This window comes from Cupriavidus sp. 05N39, assembly GCF_056397325.1.
This window is the reverse complement of record NZ_JBFTNE010000093.1, coordinates 12,989-30,489: the sequence shown is the minus strand read 5'-3', so window position 1 is coordinate 30,489 and position 17,501 is coordinate 12,989. Positions and strand designations below refer to the sequence as shown.

Genomic DNA, 17,501 nt, shown 5'->3' with positions numbered 1-17,501 from the left:
TTCCGCTTAGCGTCGTTTTGAGACCCTCACCCCATCACGCAGATCGGCGAAGAGCCAAAAAAAAGAGCCCCGCATGGGGGCTCCCTGGCAGCGCCGCGCCATCGGTGCGCGGCCTGGCTTAGCGCTGGTACGCCGGAGGCAGGAAGCCGGCAAAACGCTGCTGCGTGGTGGCCTTGAACTCCGGCGACTGGTACGCGTCGCGGATGTCCTTGACGAACGGCTTGCCGGTGTCGGCGGTGCGCACGGCAACCAGGTTCATGTAGTAGTCGGGGATCTTCTCCAGGCTCAGCGCCTCGGTCAGCTTGAGGCCCGAGGACAACGCGAAGTTGCCGTTGACGAAGGCATAGTCCACGTCGTCGAGCGAGCGCGGCAGTTGCGCGGCTTCGAGCTGGATCAGCTTGAGCTTGTTCGGATTCCCTTCGATATCGCGCTCGCTGGCACGGATCGGGTCCGTGCCGGCCTTCAGCGTGATCCAGCCGATCTGCTGCAGCATGGCGATGGCGCGCGCCAGGTTGGACGGATCGTTGGGCAGCGACACCGAAGCGCCCGGCTTCACTTCCGTCAGCGACTTGTGCTTGCGGCTATAGATGCCGATCGGCGCGGTGGGCACCTGGATGACTTCGGACAGTTGCAGCTTGCGGTCGCCGGAGAACTTCTTCAGGTAGGCCACGTGCTGAAACGCGTTGGCGTCGATGGCGCCATCGGCCAGCGCCAGGTTGGGCTGCACGTAGTCGCTGAATTCAACGATGGTGACCTTGTAGCCCTTCTTTTCCAGCAGGGGCTTGATGCCGTAGCGGATCTGGTCGGAGTACGGACCGGCGGTGGCGCCGAAGCGGATTTCCTTCTTGTCCGGATCGGCCGCGCCGGCCGTCTGGATAACGCCAAGCGCGAGCACCGCGGCAATCAGTCGAATCCCGAAACCCATCTTCATCTAAAGCTCCCCTTATTGGATTATGTGCATCGTGGCGTGCCGGCGTGGCGCCAACAAGCAGGCCATTGTAGGGAAGTTGATACGTTCAAGGAACGAGTAAATGTGCATGGTCATATAACGCTGGTGCATAAGCAAGGATTGCGATTCCAGGCGCTTTGTACAGGCATCGGTTATTGCGCTGCGGAATATGCATATGGCAATTGCATCGTTGCGGGATAACCCGGATTGCGGCTAGTATTGAGACGTCTCCTCCGTTCCCCCCAAGGGAATTGGGTTTGCGCCCGCTTAACCAGCGGGCGTTTTTATTTGGGTCACTGCATGCACGGCGCCGGTTTTATTGAGGCGGCGGAAACGATGCTGCGCGACTGGGAGCAAGCGTCGTAGTCTCCGGAGTGACATCAGGACCAACGCGCGGAAACCGGACGGCAGAAAGCTAAAAGGCCGGTGGCACCATGCCACCGGCCTTTTTCGCCAGCGCCGCGCCGCGGCGCTACACACGCAGGACTCAGGCCGCAGCCAGCGCCCGCTCCAGGTCTTCCAGCAGATCGTCGATATGCTCGATGCCGATCGACAGCCGCACCATGTCTTCGCTGACACCGGCGGCCTTCAGTTCCGCCGCGTCGAGCTGACGGTGCGTGGTCGATGCCGGATGCGTTGCCAGCGACTTGGCGTCGCCGATGTTGACCAGGCGCGTGAACAGCTGCAACGCATCGAGGAAGCGTGCACCGGCTTCGCGGCCGCCGCTCTTCAGGCCAAACGACAAAATGCCCGGCCCGCGTCCGCCCAGGTAGCGTTGTACCAGCGCGTGGTCCGGGTGCTCGGGCAGGCCGGCGAAGTTGACCCATTCCACCTTCGGGCTGGCCTTCAGGTGACGCGCCACCGCCAGCGCGTTCTCGGTGATGCGGTCCAGCCGCAGCGCCAGCGTCTCGATGCCTTGCAGGATCAGGAAGGCATTGAACGGCGACAGCGCCGCGCCGGTATTGCGCAGCGGCACCACGCGCGCGCGGCCGATATAGGCGGCGGCGCCGAGCGCTTCGGTGTAGACCACGCCGTGGTAGGACACGTCGGGTTCGTTCAGGCGCTTGAAGCGTGCCTTGTGCTCGGCCCACGGGAACTTGCCGCTGTCGACGATGGCGCCGCCCACGCTGTTGCCATGGCCGCCCAGGTATTTGGTGAGCGAGTGCACGACGATGTCGGCGCCGTGTTCGAAGGGCCGGCACAGGTAGGGCGACGGCACGGTGTTGTCGACGATCAGCGGGATGCCGTGGTTGTGCGCCACCTTGGCAATGGCTTCGATGTCGACGATATTGCCCAGCGGATTTCCCACGGATTCGACGAAGATCGCCTTGGTGCGCGCGTCCACCAGGTCGCCGAAGGCGGCGGGATTGCGGCCGTCGGCAAAGCGGGTCTCGATGCCGGACAGCGGCAGCGTGTGGGCAAACAGGTTGTAGGTGCCGCCGTAGAGCTGGCTGGCCGAGATGATGTTGTCGCCGGCCTCGGCGATGGTCTGGATGGCGTAGGTGATGGCCGCCATGCCGGACGCCAGCGCCAGCGCGCCCACGCCGCCCTCGAGCGCGGCCAGGCGCTGCTCAAGCACGTCGTTGGTGGGATTCATGATGCGGCTGTAGATATTGCCGGGCACCTTGAGGTCGAACAGGTCGGCGCCGTGCTGCGCGTYGTCGAASGCATAGGCCACGGTCTGGTAGATGGGCACGGCCACCRCRCGGGTGGTSGGGTCCGGGGWGTAGCCGCCGTGAACGGCAATCGTCTCGATTTTCATGATGTCGTTGTCTTCTTGTTGGAATGATGGCGCTCAGGAGCAGGCATGGTAGCAGTCGTGGCTCCCGCATGTCACCGTGGCGGACCGTGGCCGGGGCCGCCGCGGATCCGCTCAGTGGCTGGCCAGCGGGAAGCTTGCCTGCCAGACGTTGTCCTTCACCTTGACGGCGGTGGGGATCAGTTTTTGCTCATGGAACAGGTCGGCCACCTGCTGCTGGACGGCGACCACCTCCGGCGTTACCGGCGTGGCGCCGTACGGCACGCGCTTGAGCCAGGCTTCGACCACCTGTATGTCCAGGCCCACGGCGGGCGCCAGCAGGGCGGCGGTCTCGCCGGGGTTCTTCACCACCCACAGCCCGGTCGTGCGCAGTTGCTCCAGGATGGCGTTGACGATCTGCGGCTGCGCCTTGACGAAGCCGTTGGCGGCTTCATAGAAGTTGAAGGGCGAGGGCACGCCTTCGTAGTCGGCGATAGTGCGCACCTTCAGCGCCTTTTGCGCCAGCGCGTAGTACGGGTCCCAGACCACCCACGCGTCCACGTTGCCGCTCTCGAAGGCGGCGCGCGCATCGGCCGGCGGCAGGTAGATGGGCTGGATGTCTTGCAGGCTGAGGCCATGCTTCTTCAGCAACTGCACCAGCAGGTAGTTGGAGCTGGAGCCCTTCTGCAGGGCGATGCGCTTGCCCCTGAGATCGGCCACGGAGCGGATGGAGGATTTCTCCGGCACGAACAGCGCCTCGTTGGTCTTGCCACCGGGCTCGGCGCCGACGTAGACGAAGTTGGCGCGCGCGGCCTGGGCGAAGACAGCCGGCGGTGCGCCGGTGTAGCCAAAATCGATGCCGCCGGCGTTGAGCGCTTCGAGCAGTTGCGGGCCGGCGGGGAATTCCTTCCACTCCACCTTGAAGCCGAGCGGGGCGAGCTTTTTCTCCAGCGAGCCCTGGGCCTTTAGCACGGCAAGCAGGCCGGCCTTCTGGTAGCCCACGCGCACGGCCAGGTCGGCGGCATGGCCGGCGGCGGACCAGGACAGCGCGGCGATAGCCAGGGCGCGGCCCGCGAAGGGCAGCCAGCGGCGGAAAGGATGCATTGCGATTTCTCCGGGAAGGGTCTTGGTTTGTCTGCGGCCCTATGGTTGCGAAATCGCGCGGGGAGGGGAACGAAGCTTATTGCATTTGAATAGAACGGCGCCGGGTGATACCCATGAATGTGATCGATGTCACGCTCCGCGTGTGATGGCGCCCCTTCCTGGATTGGTGCAGCTGCTTTCAAGGGTGCGCACCCCTGCGACACCTTGCCGCAGGCAAAATTATCCTGAACTAGTGCGGAGTTGAACGTGGGATGGGCGGAGAAGTTGCATTGTCCGATTTGCTGAACAGTGTGTTCTAGCTCACGGGTTTACCCTCAATGCTGCGATGCGGTAGATTTCGCGCCACGATGTCAGACGTACCGCGACCCTCACCTGAATACCCTGTTTGCCCGCCGGGCGAACATACCGGGCGTCGCCGTGCCGACATCCTCCTGTGTGGACCACCGCAGTCCCACAATGATCCGTCCCACAAGGACCAAGCCAGCCTGCCCCTGATCGGTGCGTCGCCTGGCACACAGGGCGCTTGACCCGGATCTGACCCAGTTTCCCCCAGCCTTAAGCCTGCCGCTTGCTCCCGCATCCGGCAGCAAAACCGCGCCGCGCCGTCGCTGCCGTGGCCAACTCAACCAGTCGTGACATGAAGATACCCAAACTTCCGCGTTGGACGCGGTTACTGCCTTGCGCCGCCCTGCTGCTGGCCGGATGCAACATGACCGTGCTAGATCCGAAGGGCCAGATTGGCGCCGACGTCAAAAACATCATCCTGATCGCGACCTGGCTGATGCTGCTGGTCGTGATTCCGGTGATCGTCCTGGTCTTTACCTTCGCCTGGAAGTACCGCGCCAGCAATAAGTCGGCCCGCTACGAGCCGGACTGGTCGCACTCCACCGGTATCGAAGTGGTGGTGTGGCTGATTCCCTGCCTGATCATCCTGGTGCTGGGCATCATCACGTGGAAGTCCTCTCACGACCTGGACCCTTACAAGCCCATCGAATCCAACGTCAAGCCCGTCACCATCGAGGCCGTGGCGATGAACTGGAAGTGGCTGTTCATTTATCCGGAACTGGGTATCGCCACGGTCAACGAGATCGCGTTCCCGGTCAACACGCCGGTGAACTTCAAGATCACGTCCGATTCGATCATGAACTCCTTCTTCATCCCGCAACTGGGCAGCCAGGTGTACGCCATGGCGGGCATGGAGACCAAGCTGCACCTGATCGCCAACGAGAACGGCATCTTTGACGGCATGTCGGCCAACTACAGCGGCGGCGGCTTCTCCGGCATGAAGTTCAAGGCCAAGGCGGTCTCCAACTACGACTTCGAACAATGGGTCAAGCAGGTCCGCGCTTCGTCGAACCAGCTGACCCTGGCCGACTACAGCGAACTGGCCAAGCCCAGCGAGGCGAATCCCGTGGCGCTCTACGCCAAGGTCGATCCGCAGCTGTACCACGGCATCCTGCACAAGTACATGGACGGCGCAGGCGGCGCGATCGCCGGTAACGGCACGTCGTTCGGTCCTGTCTGCACCTCGCGCAACACCCTTGGCGTGAGCCAGGTGTCCATGGCCGCGCCCGCTACGCCSGCGCCGGGCTCGAATTCCTAGGAGTTAAGATGTTTGGCAAATTGAGTTTGGATGCCATCCCGTTCCACGAGCCCATCATCATGGGCACGTTGTCGATGGTGGCATTGGGTGGGGTGGCGCTATGCGCGCTGATCACCTATTTCGGCAAGTGGAAGTGGTTGTGGAACGACTGGTTCACCTCGGTCGACCATAAGAAGATCGGCATCATGTACACCGTGGTTGCGCTGATCATGCTGCTGCGCGGCTTTGCCGACGCCATCATGATGCGTACCCAGCTGGCCCTGTCCACCAACGGCGCCACCGGCATTTTGCCGCCCGAGCACTACGACCAGATCTTCACCGCCCACGGCGTGATCATGATCTTCTTCGTGGCGATGCCGCTGATGACGGGCCTGATGAACCTGGTGGTGCCGCTGCAGATCGGCGCGCGCGACGTGGCKTTCCCGTTCCTSAACACGCTGAGCTTCTGGCTGTTCGTGGCCGGCGCSATGCTGGTCAACGTCTCCCTGGGCGTTGGCGAGTTCGCGCGTACCGGCTGGCTGGCCTACCCGCCGCTGTCCGGGATTGCGTACAGCCCCGGGGTGGGGGTGGACTACTACCTCTGGAGCTTGCAGATCTCGGGTCTCGGCACCTTGCTGACCGGCGTCAACTTCCTGGTGACCATCCTSAAGATGCGYRCSCCGGGCATGAMSCTGATGCRCATGCCGGTGTTCACCTGGACCGCSCTGKKCACCAACGTGCTGATCATCGCCGCYTTCCCGGTGCTGACCGTCACGCTGGGCCTGCTGGGCCTGGACCGCTATCTCGGTATGCACTTCTTTACCAATGAGATGGGCGGCAACGCCATGATGTACGTGAACCTGATCTGGATCTGGGGCCACCCCGAGGTGTACATCCTGATCCTGCCGGCGTTCGGCATCTTCTCGGAAATCATCTCGACGTTCTCGGGCAAGAAGCTGTTCGGCTACAAGGGCATGGTCTACGCGACCAGCGCCATCATGGTGCTGTCGTTCCTGGTCTGGCTGCACCACTTCTTCACGATGGGTTCGGGCGCCAACGTCAACGCGTTCTTCGGCATCACCACGATGMTCATCTCCATCCCGACCGGGGTGAAGRTSTTCAACTGGYTGTTCACCATGTACCGCGGCCGCGTSSAGATGACCRYGCCSRTGCTGTGGACGMTGGGCTTCATGGTCACCTTCGTGATSGGCGGCRTSACCGGCGTGCTGATGGCRGTGCCGGSKGCKGACTTCGTGCTGCACAACAGCCTGTTCCTGATCGCCCACTTCCACAACGTGATCATCGGCGGCGTGCTGTTCGGCTACCTGGCCGGCATTACCTACTGGTTCCCCAAGGCGTTCGGCTTCAAGCTTGACGAAGGCCTGGGCAAGTGCGCGTTCTGGTGCTGGATCATCGGCTTCTACCTGGCCTTCATGCCGCTGTACGCGCTGGGCTTCATGGGCATGACCCGCCGTCTGAACCATACCGACAACCCGGCGTGGAACCCGTACCTGTACGTGGCCGTGGTGGGTGCGCTGTTTGTCGGCCTCGGCATCGTGTTCCAGGTCCTGCAGATCGTTGTCAGCGTGCGCCGCCGCAACGAACTGCGCGACGTCACCGGCGATCCCTGGGGTGGCCGTACCCTGGAGTGGGCAACTTCGTCGCCGCCGCCGTTCTACAACTTCGCGCACACCCCGGTGGTGCGTGACCTCGACGCCTTCGCCGACATGAAGGCACGCGGCGAGCTGCCGCAGATGCAGGCGCACTACGAGCAGATCCACATGCCGAAGAACACCGGCGCTGGCTTCTACATCGGTGCCTTCAGCCTGGCGCTCGGCTTCGCCCTGACCTGGCATATCTGGTGGCTGGCGGCGGTTGGCCTGGTGGGCATGATCGTCAGCTTCATCTTCCGCAGCAACGACGACCATATCGACTACTACGTGCCCGCACGTGAAGTCGAGGCGGTTGAGTCGAGCCATTTCCAGCGCATCGCGTCACAGGCCTGAATCGAATCATGACGACTGAAGCTCTACATCGTTATCCCGCGCATGCCGCCGACGCGGCGCATGCCCACTCGCACGACCACGCCCATCACGACACCAGTGCCAACACGGTGTTCGGTTTCTGGGTGTACCTGATGAGCGACTGCATCATCTTCGCCGGACTGTTCGCCGCTTTCGCGGTGCTGCGCGGCGAAGTGGCGGGCGGCCCCTCGGGCAAGGAACTGTTCGAACTGAACTACGTCCTGGTCGAGACCTTCCTGCTGTTGTTCAGCAGCCTGACCTCCGGCATGGCGATGATCGCGCTGCACAACGGCCAGCGCGCCCGCCTGCAGTTCTGGCTCGGCGTGACCTTCCTGCTGGGCGTGGCGTTCATCGGCATGGAAATCAACGAGTTCCATCACATGATCGCCGAAGGCGCGGGTCCGGAACGCAGCGCGTTCCTGTCCTCCTTCTTCACGCTGGTGGGCACCCACGGCCTGCACGTGGCCAGCGGCCTGCTGTGGATGGCCGTGCTGATGTGGCAGATCTCCCGCAAGGGCCTGACCGCCACCATGACCAAGCGCCTGGCCTGCTTCGCGCTGTTCTGGCACTTTCTGGACATCGTCTGGATCGGCGTGTTCACCGTGGTCTACCTGATGGGAGCGATGTAATGGAACACAGCAACGTTTCTACCGCCGGCGCGCACGACGCGCATGGCACCACGTCGGCCGGCGCTAGCCACGGCAGCGTCAAGTCCTATGTGATCGGCTTCGTGCTGGCGGTGATCCTGACCGTCATCCCGTTCAAGCTGGTGATGGGCGGCACGCTGGAAGCCTCCACCACGCTGGCCGTGATCCTGGGCCTGGCCGTGGTGCAGATCGTTGTGCACCTGGTCTACTTCCTGCATCTGGACAGCTCCTCGGAGCAGCGCTGGAACGTGATGGCGCTGGCCTTCACCGCGCTGATCCTGCTGATCGTGGTGGCGGGCTCGCTGTGGATCATGCACAACATGAACAGCAATATGATGGTGCACTGAGCGATCTGTGCATCAGCGCTGACAAAGGCGGCCTCCGGGCCGCCTTTGTCGTTTTGCGCCCGGCATGGGCGCGATCCTGGCGGGACGGTCCTGAATTGACCTATGCTGGTTGAGTGCGAAGGACAGCAGCAAGAATTGGCGAGCGCCGTTACCGCCAGCATTCTTGAGAGGAGGGATGCGCCATGAAGGAATCATCCATCAAGGTGGGCGTCATCACGGACCAGACGGGGCCGCTCTCGTTCGCGGGAATCGCCAATGCAAACGTGGCCAGGATGGTGATCGATGACATCAACGCAACGGGTGGCTTGCTGGGGCGGCAAATAGATCTGTACCTTGAGGACAGCGCGACCACGGACAGCGTAGCGGAAGCCAAAGCTGCCAAGCTCATCCGGCAGGATCAGGTCGATGTGCTCTTCGGTGGCATTTACAGCTCCACGCGGCAGGCGATCAAGGGTCCTGCCGTAGTGAATGGCAAGAAGCTCTACATTTACCCGGAGCAATACGAGGGACAGGAATGTGACCCGCTGATCTTCTGCACAGGCCCGGTGCCAGCGCAGCAGGTTGAGCCTCTCATACCCTGGCTGATGCAGCAAACGGGGGCGAGGAAATTCTACCTGCCGTCAGCGGACTATATCTGGCCGCGCACGATGAACAAGAAGGTCCGTCAGGTTGTCACGGCCCACGGCGGCTCGATTGCCGGAGAGGAGTACTTTCCCCTCGATCACGCCGACTATGGCAAGACAATCGACCTGATCGCGTCCACTGGCGCAGAGGTGGTATTCAATACCATCGTCCCTCCCGGGCTCACGCCGTTCCTCGAGCAGCTCTACCGCTCCGGTTTCACGCAGCGAGGCGGATACATAGTCTGCACGTATTTCGACGAGAATTTCCTGAACCTGGTGCCGGCCGCGCATGTGGAGGGCCTGTACAGTTGCCTCGACTACTACCAGAACGTCAGCGATGCCTTCAGCAAGRCACTGATCGATCAGTACGACAAGCGCTATCCGGGCACTGCCAGGTTCACTGCCGGCAGCGCGTGTTCGGGCATGTACCGGGGCCTGAGGCTCTGGGAGGCTGCGGTCAAGGAGGCGGGCTCGCTAAAGCAGGAGGATGTCATCAAGGCGCTAGACCACGCAAGGATTGCTGAAGGGCCCGGTGGTCCGGCTGAAATGGTGCCCGGTCAGCATCACGTTCGCATGAACATGTACATTGCACAGGCAAGCAACGGCAGCTTCAGGATTGTCAAAAGCCTGGGGGTTGTCGATCCGAAGGAGTGCATGCAAGGCATCAGCTAGGCAATGCAAAGTGGCCGGGCGCGAACCGCCCGGCGCGGACCCGCATGCCGTTGCCTTAGGCCGCCGCGCTTGCCGGGGCAGCGTGATTAGCCGGCTCGCCGTGCCTGGGCGCCCCCGACTTCACCGCCACGCTCCGCCTCCCATCCACGCTGACCGGTACATCGCCCGCTATGGTCACGCGGCGCACTACGCGGTGCGCGTCGCCGTAGTCGTTGATCGCATAGTGCTGCGTCGCGCGGTTATCCCAGATCGCCACGTCGTTCGCGCGCCAGCGCCAGCGCACGGTGTTTTCCAGGCGATGCACGTGATCCTGCAGCACGGAAACCAGATGCTGCGAATCGGACGACGAGTAGCCCAGCAGCTTCCTGACGAAATGCCCCAGCACCAGCGTGCGCTCGCCGGTCTCCGGATGCACGCGCACCACCGGGTGCTCGGTTTCGTAGATGGCGGAAGTGAACACTTCGCGATAGCGCTTGATGGCCTCGGTGCTGGCCGTATTGCGGGTGGCCGCGTAATCGTAGTCGTTGGTGTGGAGCGCCYAGAGCCGGTCGGCCAGTTCGCGCAATGCCTCCGGCAGATCCAGGTAGGCCGTCGCCGTATTGGCCCACACGGTGTCGCCGCCGGCCTCCGGAATGACCACGCCACGCAGCACGGAGACCTGCGGGTAGGCCAGGTCGAATGTCACATCGGTATGCCAGGAGTTGGCAYGGCCGCCGTGCCCGGAATCGAGTTCGAGCAGGAACCGCGTGCCGTCGCGCGAGGGCACGGTAGGGTGGGGCACCGGTGTGCCGAACAGGCTGGCGAAGCCTTCCTGCGCGGCATCGTCGGCAATATAGGGTGCGATTCAGATCGCGAACCGGATATGCGGCGGCAACCCGCCGCCGGCGTCGGGATCCGGCAGGCGCCGGATGGGCGCTTCGGCCAGGTCGGCCGGGCGCCCGGTGAATTCCTGCAGCACATCGTCCTTGACCCGCGCGAAGGACAGCGCCGCGCGGTCGCGCGGATGCGCCAGCGGCACCGGCAGGATGCGGCGGATGCGGCCGGGGCGCGGTTCCATCACCACCACGCGGTCGCCCAGGTAGATGGCTTCCTCCACATCGTGCGTGACCAGGATCATGGTGATGCCCTCGGCCTGCCAGATGCGGTGCAGCTCCTGTTGCAGGTAGGCGCGGGTCAGCGCATCGAGCGCGCCGAAGGGTTCGTCCAGCAGCAGGATCTCCGGGCGCGTGACCAGCGCGCGGGCGATGGCCACGCGCTGCGACATGCCGCCGGAGAGCTGGTGCGGAAACGCGGTCTCGAAGCCGGCCAGCCCGACCAGCCCGATATGCTCGCGCACGGTGCGGCGTTTCCCGGCCTCGGTCAGGTCGGCGTTGAGCAGCGCCATGCGGATGTTCTGCTCCACCGTCAGCCAGGGAAACAGCCGGTGCTCCTGGAACACGATGCCGCGGTCCAGGCTGGTGCCGGCCACGCGCTTGCCGTCGAGCAGGATCTCGCCTTTGTAGTCCTCCTCCAGCCCCACCACCAGCCGCAGCAGCGTGGATTTGCCGCAGCCGCTGGCGCCGACGATGCTGACGAACTCGCCGGGCGCGATCGAGAGGGTGATGTCTTCCAGTACGGGCAAGGGCTCGCCCTTGACTTCATATTGCTTGCGCAGGTGCTCGATGCTGAGCGTGCCGGCATGGGCCATGAGCGGGTTTCTCCAGTGAGTTGTTGGGAGAGCCGGCGATTCAGAACGCGGCGACGGAGCGGCCGCGCCATGCCAGCAGGCGGCTTTCGATACGGCTGGCGATCCAGTTCAGCGTGAAGCCGACCAGCCCGACCACGATCACGCCGAAGATCACCAGGTCCATCCAGAAATTCTCGCGGCCATCGGTCATGGTATTGCCGATGCCTTTGCCGGAGACCAGCATGTACTCGGCGCCGAGCGTGGCCAGCCATGCGTAGATCAGGGCCAGGTGGATGCCGGCAAAGATCGACGGCGAGGCCGACGGCAGCACCACGCGCAGCAGCACCTGCCAGCGCGAGTACTTCAGCACGCGGGCCACTTCCAGCAGGTCCGCGGGCACGCCGCGGATGCCTTCGAAGGTATTGAGCACCACGGGGAAGAACGCCGCCAGCGACAGGAACACCACCTTGGCGGTGTCGCCCAGGCCGAACCACACCGAGATCAGCGGAATCCACGCAAACAGCGAGATCTGCTTGATGGTGTGGAAGGTCGGGCCGAACAATTGCTCGAACAGCCGCGACAGCCCCAGCGCGGTGCCGAACACCAGGCCCACGCTGGCGCCGAGCGCGAAGCCCGCCAGGTCGCGCCACAGGCTGGCGGAGAGCGCCACGAAGAGGGCGCCGCTGCGCACCTGCTGCACCGCCGTGTCCCAGACCTTGGAAACCGGCACCAGCAGCGGCGAGGTGCTCCAGCCGAAACGCACCGCGGCCCACCAGAGGACGATCAGCGCGACCGGCAGGACCCAGCCGCGCAGCGCGCGAGGCATGCGCACGGCACGTGCGCTGGCGGATCGGGTGGTTGGCGTCGTGATTGCATTGGCCATCCTGGCCTCCTTGTATTGCAGCGATCAAAGGCCCGGCTTGCGCCAGCGCAGCACCGCGCGCTCGGCCAGCGCCAGCACCTTGTCCAGCGCGAACCCGACCGCGCCCACCACGATCACCGCGGCGATCACCATATCGAGCTGGAACAGTTGCCTGCCATAAACGATCATGTAGCCGAGCCCTTCGGATGATGCGAGCAGCTCCACCACCACCAGCGCCAGCCAGGCGTGCGTCAGCCCATAGCGGATGCCATTCCAGACCGGCGCGGCCGCGGCGGGAAACACCACCCGCGACAGCAGTTGCCAGCGCGTGAACTTCAGCACCCGCGCCACTTCGATATAGCGCGTGGGCACGTTCTGGATGCCCTTGTACGTATTGAGCGCGATCGGCACCAGCGAGGCCTTGGCGATCAGGATGATCTTGAGCGCTTCGTCGATGCCTACCAGCAGCATCAGCAGCGGCAGCCAGCCCAGCACGGGCACCTGGCTGAAGGCCTTGAAGGTGGGATAGACGTAATCGCGGAAGCCGGGCGACAGGCCCATCGCCACGCCCAGCGCCAGCCCGCCGGCCAGGCCCAGGGCAAAGCCGCCCGCCACCCGCAGCGCGCTGACGGCCAGGTTGGCCTGCAGCTCGCCGCTCTGGTACAGCTCGGCGAGCGTGTGCCAGACCGCGTCGGGCGCGGGCAGGACCTGCGGCGGGATCCATGCGAAGCGTGCCGCCACGTACCAGGCCAGCAGCAGCGCCAGCGGCACCGGCCAGGCCAGCAGCCAGGCGGCGTGATGCAGGCCGGGGCGCCAGTGGCGGTGCGCCTTGCCGCCGTGCTCGGGCGCTGGCCCGGCTGAAACAGGCCGGGCCAGCGCAAGGGAATCGTCGGCGGCCATCGCGTCAGGCTCCGAGAATCTTGCCGTTCGGCTGGTAGACCGGCCAGTAGCTCTGCAGGCTCAGGTCGTTCAGCGCGTTCTTGAGGAAGCTCGTATCGATCCACTGGTCGACATCGAACCTGGCGCGCGACAGGCGCAGGCGGTAGGCCTGCTCGGTGGCGTCCTTGTAGCGGCTGACCAGGAAGGGGTCGAAGTTCGGGTTCAGCCGCACGCGCAGCGGTTCGCCTTCATAGTCCTCCTTCCAGTGCTCGTAAGGCGTGCCGGCGCGCGCCCAGGTGCGCAGCACGTCTTCGCGGTTCTTCTCGTCGGAGGCCCAGCGCGCGGCCTGCACCGCCGCCTTGACGAGTTGCTGGGTGGCTTCCGGATACTTGCTGGCGAAGGCGTCGGTCACCAGCACATGGCTCTGGCGCGTGTAGATCGGCGACTGGCTCTTGCTGGAGTAAAGGATGCGCACCGCGCCCTTGTCGCGCAGGCGCAGGATGTCCATGGCGCCGATGGCGCCGTCGATATCGCGTGTTGTCAGCGCGGCCAGGTAGCCGGCGGTGTCCAGGTTCAGCAGCCGCAGGTCTTTTTCGGCGAGGCCATTGGCCTCAAGCAGGCGCAATGCCGGCAGATGCATATTGGTGCCCTTGAACAGCGACACGCGCTTGCCGCGCAGGTCCGACACCGTCTTGAGCGGGGAGTCGGGCGGCACGCCGATATAGATATTGGTGCGCACGCCCGTGGCCAGCACCAGCCGCGTCTTGAGGCCGGCGGCGCGCGCCACGATGGCGGGCAGGTCGCCCTGCATGGCGAAGTCGAGCTGGTTGGTGCTGATGGCCTCGTTCACCGCCGGGCCCGCGCCTTTGAAGAAGAACCATTCGATAGGCGTGCCCGAGGGCTTGAACGCTTCCTCCAGCCATCCGCGCGCATGGGCGATGGCCATCGAACTACCCGCGAAGCTCGGCGGCGTGCCGGTGGCCGGCTGCGCCACGCCAATGCGGATCACGTCGGGCCTGGCGGCGCCGCTGGCGCTGAATGCGCTCAGCGGGCTGGCGGAAGCGGCGGCACCCAGGCTGGATACGGCAAGGCGTTTGAGAAGGGTTCGTCGCGTGATTGCCATCTTGGCTGTATCCCTGTGCAAAGCGGTGAAGAGTGAATCGACGGCTCTCAAGATACGCGGTGCTGCCGGCGCGGCAGAAGGAATGTTTTTGGCTTTGGTTATGGGCTGCGCGCATATGCGCCGCAGGTGGCAATGTTTGCGCGGCCACGCATAAGGGCATGCGTTATCCTTCGTTCCGCGAAGCAGCGGGGTGGCATAGAGTGCGCCATTTTCGAACCGTGACCTTGGCGAGCCCATGACGAACAAGAACGAGAAGAACGCGCAGCCGCAATCCGGCCGGCGCCGTTTCCTGCGCCAGGGTGCAGGACTGGGCGGCGTGGCGCTTGGCGCCGGTGCCCTCGCGGCGGCTGCGCCAGCCACGGCGCGTGCCGAAGCGCTGACGGTGCCGCCGTGGACGCGCGCGCCCGGCGAGCCGGTGCTGTGGCGCGCCTACGGCCAGCCCRCTGAGTTCGAGAAGAACGTGATCCGGCGCAACCGGGGCGCCGCGCCGATGCCCGGCGCCAACTCATCGATGACGCCGCTGCAAGACCTGCACGGCATCATCACGCCCACGGGCCTGGTATTCGAGCGCCACCACGCCGGCATCCCGCTGATCGATCCTGCCCTGCACCGGCTGGCCGTGCATGGGCTGGTGGATCGTCCGCGCATCTTCACCATGGACGACCTGGTGCGGCTGCCATCGGTGTCGCGCATTCACTTTCTCGAATGCTCCGGCAATACCGGGCGCGAATGGCGCGCGCCGAGCGCCACTTCGGTACAGATCAGCCACGGCTTGCTGTCGTGCTGCGAGTGGACCGGCGTGCCGCTCTCCGTCGTGCTGGAAGAGGTGGGCGTGCAGCCGGAAGCGGCCTGGGTGCTGGCGGAGGGAGCCGATTCCGCGGCGATGACGCGCAGCGTGCCGATGGCCAAGGCGCTGGAGGATGCGCTGCTCGTCTACGCGCAGAACGGCGAGATGCTGCGGCCCGAGCACGGCTATCCGCTGCGGCTGTTCCTGCCGGGCTTTGAAGGCAATATGAGCATCAAGTGGCTGCGCCGCCTCAAGCTCGGGCGCGAGCCGTTCATGACGCGCGAGGAAACCGCGAAGTACACCGACTCGCTGCCCGACGGTAGCGCGCGCCAGTTCACCTTCCTGATGGACGTGAAATCGGTGATCACGTTTCCCGCGCCGGATCACGTGCTGCGCGACAGGGGCTTCCATGAAATCTCCGGGCTCGCGTGGTCCGGCCATGGCCGCATCCGGCGCGTGGACGTATCCGTGGACGGCGGCCGCAGCTGGCGCGAGGCAAAGCTGCAGGATCCCGTGCTCGACCGTGCGCTCACGCGCTTCCGGCTGTCGTGGCGCTGGGATGGCGGCCCCGCGGTGCTGCAAAGCCGCGCCATCGACGAGGCCGGCAATGTGCAGCCCTTGCCGGATCAACTGGTGGCCGCGCGCGGCTACGAGTCCACTTATCACTACAACGCCATCCAGGCATGGCGCGTGGGCGCCGACGGGAGGATTGCCAATGCGCGCGCCTGACACTCTCCGTAGATCCCTTGGTGCTGTCCTGCTGGCGATGGTCGCGGTGTGCCCGCGGGCACAGGCGCAGACCTATGGCCTGGGCCTGCTGGCCAGCGAGCGCGATCTCGCCGCATGGAATATCGACGTCACGCCCGATGGCGCCGGCCTGCCGCCGGGCAGTGGCAGCGTGGCGCGCGGCAAGCAGGTCTACGAAAACTTATGCGCCGCGTGCCACGGCATCAAGGGCGAAGGCAAACCGGCCGATGCGCTGGTGGGCGCGCAAGGGAGTCTGAAGAGCGCGCACGCGAATGGCAAGCCGCCGCTGAAGACCATCGGCAGTTTCTGGCCGTATGCGACCACGGTGTTCGATTTCATCAATCGCGCGATGCCTTACAACGCGCCGCAAAGCCTGAAAGCGGACGAGGTTTATGCGGTCACGGCCTACCTGCTGCATCTGAACGGCATTGTGCCCGCGGAGGCTGTGCTCGATGCGCGGACCCTACCGCAGGTGCGGATGCCGAACCGCGATGGCTTCGTTGCCGACGGCCGGCCCGATACCGCCAACGTGCCCTGCCGCAACGCCTGTGCGGCGCGACCCTGAGTCCAATGTAAAGACATGGATATGCGTTAAACGGATAAGCGGCAGCGATTTCATTCGTTGACCGCTGCAGGCCTGGAACTCTACAGTGCAAAGCTTGAGAACGAGCGGTGCAGGGCCCGGCTTTTGCCGGAAACGGCATCGCACCTGGATCCGATATCGGATCCGCACTTTAGGTCTTCCGTTTTAGGTCCCCCGCTTAAGAGCCTGTCATGACGATTGGAACCCACACGGCCTCATTCACGCTTGCTGCCGCCCCCGCCGTTTCAGCCGCTGCTTCCGGCAGCGCCGCTTTCGAGATCCGTCCGTTCGAGGCGCCGCTCGGCGCGGAGATCATCGGCCTGGACTTGTCCGAGCCGCTGTCCGCGGAAGACTTCGCGCGCATCCATCGCGCGCATCTCGACTATCACGTGGTGGTGTTCCGCGACCAGCGCATCACGCCGGAACAGCAGATCGCCTTCAGCCGCCGCTTCGGGCCGTTGCAGATCCATGTGCTGCATCAGTTCCAGCTCGCCGGTCATCCCGAGATACTGATCGTCTCCAATGTGCTCAAGGACGGCAAGCCGATCGGCCTGGGCGACGCCGGGCATTTCTGGCATTCCGATCTCTCGTACAAGGAAAAGCCCAGCCTGGGCTCGCTGCTGCATGCGCAGGAGCTTCCGGCCGAGGGCGGCGATACGCTGTTCGCCAACATGCACCTGGCCTGGGAGACGCTGCCCGCGCACCTGAAGAGCGCGGTGGAAGGGCGCAATGCCGAGCACACCTACCTGGCCAGGTACGCCGAGTTGCAGCAACGCAGCCCGTGGCGTCCCAACCTGACGCCCGAGCAGATCGCGCAGGTGGCGCCGGTGCTGCAGCCGGTGGTGCGCACGCATCCGGAGACCGGCCGCCGCGCGTTGTTCGTCAGCGAGCATTTCACCACGCGCATCGCCGGGCTGCCCGAGGATGAAAGCCGTGACCTGCTGGCGCAACTGTTCGCGCATAGCGTGAAGCCGGAACACGTCTATCGCCACGCATGGCAGGAGCACGACCTGGTGTTCTGGGACAACCGCTCGCTGCTGCACCTGGCCGCCGGCTGCCCGGAGTCGCTGCGCCGCGTGATGTATCGCACCACGATCGAGGGCGACCTGCCGGTCTGACCGGCACGCACGTCCGGATCATCCTGTCCCATACCGAATCCACCGAACCG

Annotated in this window: 15 protein-coding genes and 1 pseudogene; 8 read left to right on the top strand and 8 right to left on the bottom strand. The window is 64.7% G+C overall.

The window, feature by feature from the left end:
* Positions 1-118: 118 nt before the first annotated feature.
* The 3 genes from AC1DN0_RS31900 to AC1DN0_RS31890 form a co-directional block, all read right to left on the bottom strand.
* Positions 119-931, bottom strand: a complete 813-nt coding sequence (locus AC1DN0_RS31900; protein ID WP_441629367.1) for a MetQ/NlpA family ABC transporter substrate-binding protein — start codon at positions 929-931, stop codon at positions 119-121.
* 505 nt (positions 932-1,436) lie between these two features.
* On the bottom strand, positions 1,437-2,711 hold the full coding sequence (locus AC1DN0_RS31895; RefSeq protein WP_477146284.1) for an O-acetylhomoserine aminocarboxypropyltransferase/cysteine synthase family protein: 1,275 nt from the start codon (positions 2,709-2,711) through the stop codon (positions 1,437-1,439).
* 111 nt (positions 2,712-2,822) lie between these two features.
* Positions 2,823-3,791, bottom strand: coding sequence for an aliphatic sulfonate ABC transporter substrate-binding protein (locus AC1DN0_RS31890; protein ID WP_441629366.1), 969 nt, complete (start codon positions 3,789-3,791; stop codon positions 2,823-2,825).
* Positions 3,792-4,428: 637 nt separating this feature from the next.
* Here AC1DN0_RS31890 and cyoA point away from each other — a divergent pair.
* The 5 genes from cyoA to AC1DN0_RS31865 all read left to right on the top strand — a co-directional run bounded on the left by cyoA (position 4,429) and on the right by AC1DN0_RS31865 (position 9,686).
* The gene (gene cyoA / locus AC1DN0_RS31885) at positions 4,429-5,394 is read left to right on the top strand and encodes a ubiquinol oxidase subunit II (protein ID WP_276288204.1); all 966 of its coding nucleotides are present in this window, start codon (positions 4,429-4,431) and stop codon (positions 5,392-5,394) included.
* 8 nt (positions 5,395-5,402) lie between these two features.
* Positions 5,403-7,379, top strand: a complete 1,977-nt coding sequence (cyoB, locus tag AC1DN0_RS31880) for a cytochrome o ubiquinol oxidase subunit I (protein WP_477146283.1) — start codon at positions 5,403-5,405, stop codon at positions 7,377-7,379.
* 8 nt (positions 7,380-7,387) lie between these two features.
* Entirely contained in the window at positions 7,388-8,026 is a 639-nt protein-coding gene (cyoC, locus tag AC1DN0_RS31875) for a cytochrome o ubiquinol oxidase subunit III (RefSeq protein WP_035866678.1), read from the top strand.
* On the top strand, positions 8,026-8,391 hold the full coding sequence (locus tag AC1DN0_RS31870; protein ID WP_035866677.1) for a cytochrome o ubiquinol oxidase subunit IV: 366 nt from the start codon (positions 8,026-8,028) through the stop codon (positions 8,389-8,391). Before cyoC ends, AC1DN0_RS31870 begins: the two co-directional genes overlap by 1 nt.
* Positions 8,392-8,573: 182 nt before the next feature.
* Positions 8,574-9,686, top strand: a complete 1,113-nt coding sequence (locus AC1DN0_RS31865) for a substrate-binding protein (protein WP_477146282.1) — start codon at positions 8,574-8,576, stop codon at positions 9,684-9,686.
* A 55-nt stretch (positions 9,687-9,741) separates the two neighbouring features.
* Here AC1DN0_RS31865 and AC1DN0_RS31860 read toward each other — a convergent pair.
* The 5 genes and pseudogenes from AC1DN0_RS31860 to AC1DN0_RS31840 all read right to left on the bottom strand — a co-directional run.
* Positions 9,742-10,512, bottom strand: a pseudogene (locus tag AC1DN0_RS31860) (TauD/TfdA dioxygenase family protein); the annotation flags it as partial.
* An 18-nt stretch (positions 10,513-10,530) separates the two neighbouring features.
* A complete protein-coding gene (locus tag AC1DN0_RS31855; RefSeq protein WP_441629362.1) occupies positions 10,531-11,373 on the bottom strand; it encodes an ABC transporter ATP-binding protein in 843 nt (280 codons plus the stop codon).
* A 40-nt stretch (positions 11,374-11,413) separates the two neighbouring features.
* Positions 11,414-12,235 (bottom strand): ABC transporter permease, encoded by an 822-nt coding sequence (locus tag AC1DN0_RS31850; protein ID WP_441629361.1) that lies wholly within the window; start codon positions 12,233-12,235, stop codon positions 11,414-11,416.
* 24 nt (positions 12,236-12,259) lie between these two features.
* Positions 12,260-13,114 (bottom strand): ABC transporter permease, encoded by an 855-nt coding sequence (locus AC1DN0_RS31845; RefSeq protein ID WP_441629360.1) that lies wholly within the window; start codon positions 13,112-13,114, stop codon positions 12,260-12,262.
* A 4-nt stretch (positions 13,115-13,118) separates the two neighbouring features.
* The gene (locus AC1DN0_RS31840; RefSeq protein ID WP_441629359.1) at positions 13,119-14,216 is read right to left on the bottom strand and encodes an ABC transporter substrate-binding protein; all 1,098 of its coding nucleotides are present in this window, start codon (positions 14,214-14,216) and stop codon (positions 13,119-13,121) included.
* A gap of 235 nt (positions 14,217-14,451) precedes the next feature.
* Here AC1DN0_RS31840 and soxC point away from each other — a divergent pair, with 235 nt between their 5' ends.
* From soxC to AC1DN0_RS31825, 3 genes are all read left to right on the top strand, one after another.
* Entirely contained in the window at positions 14,452-15,732 is a 1,281-nt protein-coding gene (gene soxC / locus AC1DN0_RS31835) for a sulfite dehydrogenase (RefSeq protein WP_477146281.1), read from the top strand.
* Positions 15,719-16,315: a c-type cytochrome gene (locus AC1DN0_RS31830; protein WP_441629357.1), complete on the top strand. Its 597-nt coding sequence runs from the start codon at positions 15,719-15,721 to the stop codon at positions 16,313-16,315. The genes soxC and AC1DN0_RS31830 overlap by 14 nt, the downstream gene beginning before the upstream one ends.
* 209 nt (positions 16,316-16,524) lie before the next feature.
* Entirely contained in the window at positions 16,525-17,451 is a 927-nt protein-coding gene (locus tag AC1DN0_RS31825) for a TauD/TfdA dioxygenase family protein (RefSeq protein ID WP_441629356.1), read from the top strand.
* Positions 17,452-17,501: the final 50 nt, after the last annotated feature.

Bases quoted from the DNA above. Each gene is read 5' to 3' on its own strand.
- AC1DN0_RS31825 (WP_441629356.1), top strand. From the start codon at position 16,525: ATGACGATTGGAACCCACACGGCCTCATTCACGCTTGCTGCCGCCCCC.
- AC1DN0_RS31870 (WP_035866677.1), top strand. From the start codon at position 8,026: ATGGAACACAGCAACGTTTCTACCGCCGGCGCGCACGACGCGCATGGC.
- AC1DN0_RS31855 (WP_441629362.1), bottom strand. From the start codon at position 11,373: ATGGCCCATGCCGGCACGCTCAGCATCGAGCACCTGCGCAAGCAATAT.
- AC1DN0_RS31830 (WP_441629357.1), top strand. From the start codon at position 15,719: ATGCGCGCGCCTGACACTCTCCGTAGATCCCTTGGTGCTGTCCTGCTG.
- cyoC (WP_035866678.1), top strand. From the start codon at position 7,388: ATGACGACTGAAGCTCTACATCGTTATCCCGCGCATGCCGCCGACGCG.
- AC1DN0_RS31845 (WP_441629360.1), bottom strand. From the start codon at position 13,114: ATGGCCGCCGACGATTCCCTTGCGCTGGCCCGGCCTGTTTCAGCCGGG.
- AC1DN0_RS31850 (WP_441629361.1), bottom strand. From the start codon at position 12,235: ATGGCCAATGCAATCACGACGCCAACCACCCGATCCGCCAGCGCACGT.
- AC1DN0_RS31840 (WP_441629359.1), bottom strand. From the start codon at position 14,216: ATGGCAATCACGCGACGAACCCTTCTCAAACGCCTTGCCGTATCCAGC.
- AC1DN0_RS31890 (WP_441629366.1), bottom strand. From the start codon at position 3,791: ATGCATCCTTTCCGCCGCTGGCTGCCCTTCGCGGGCCGCGCCCTGGCT.
- AC1DN0_RS31900 (WP_441629367.1), bottom strand. From the start codon at position 931: ATGAAGATGGGTTTCGGGATTCGACTGATTGCCGCGGTGCTCGCGCTT.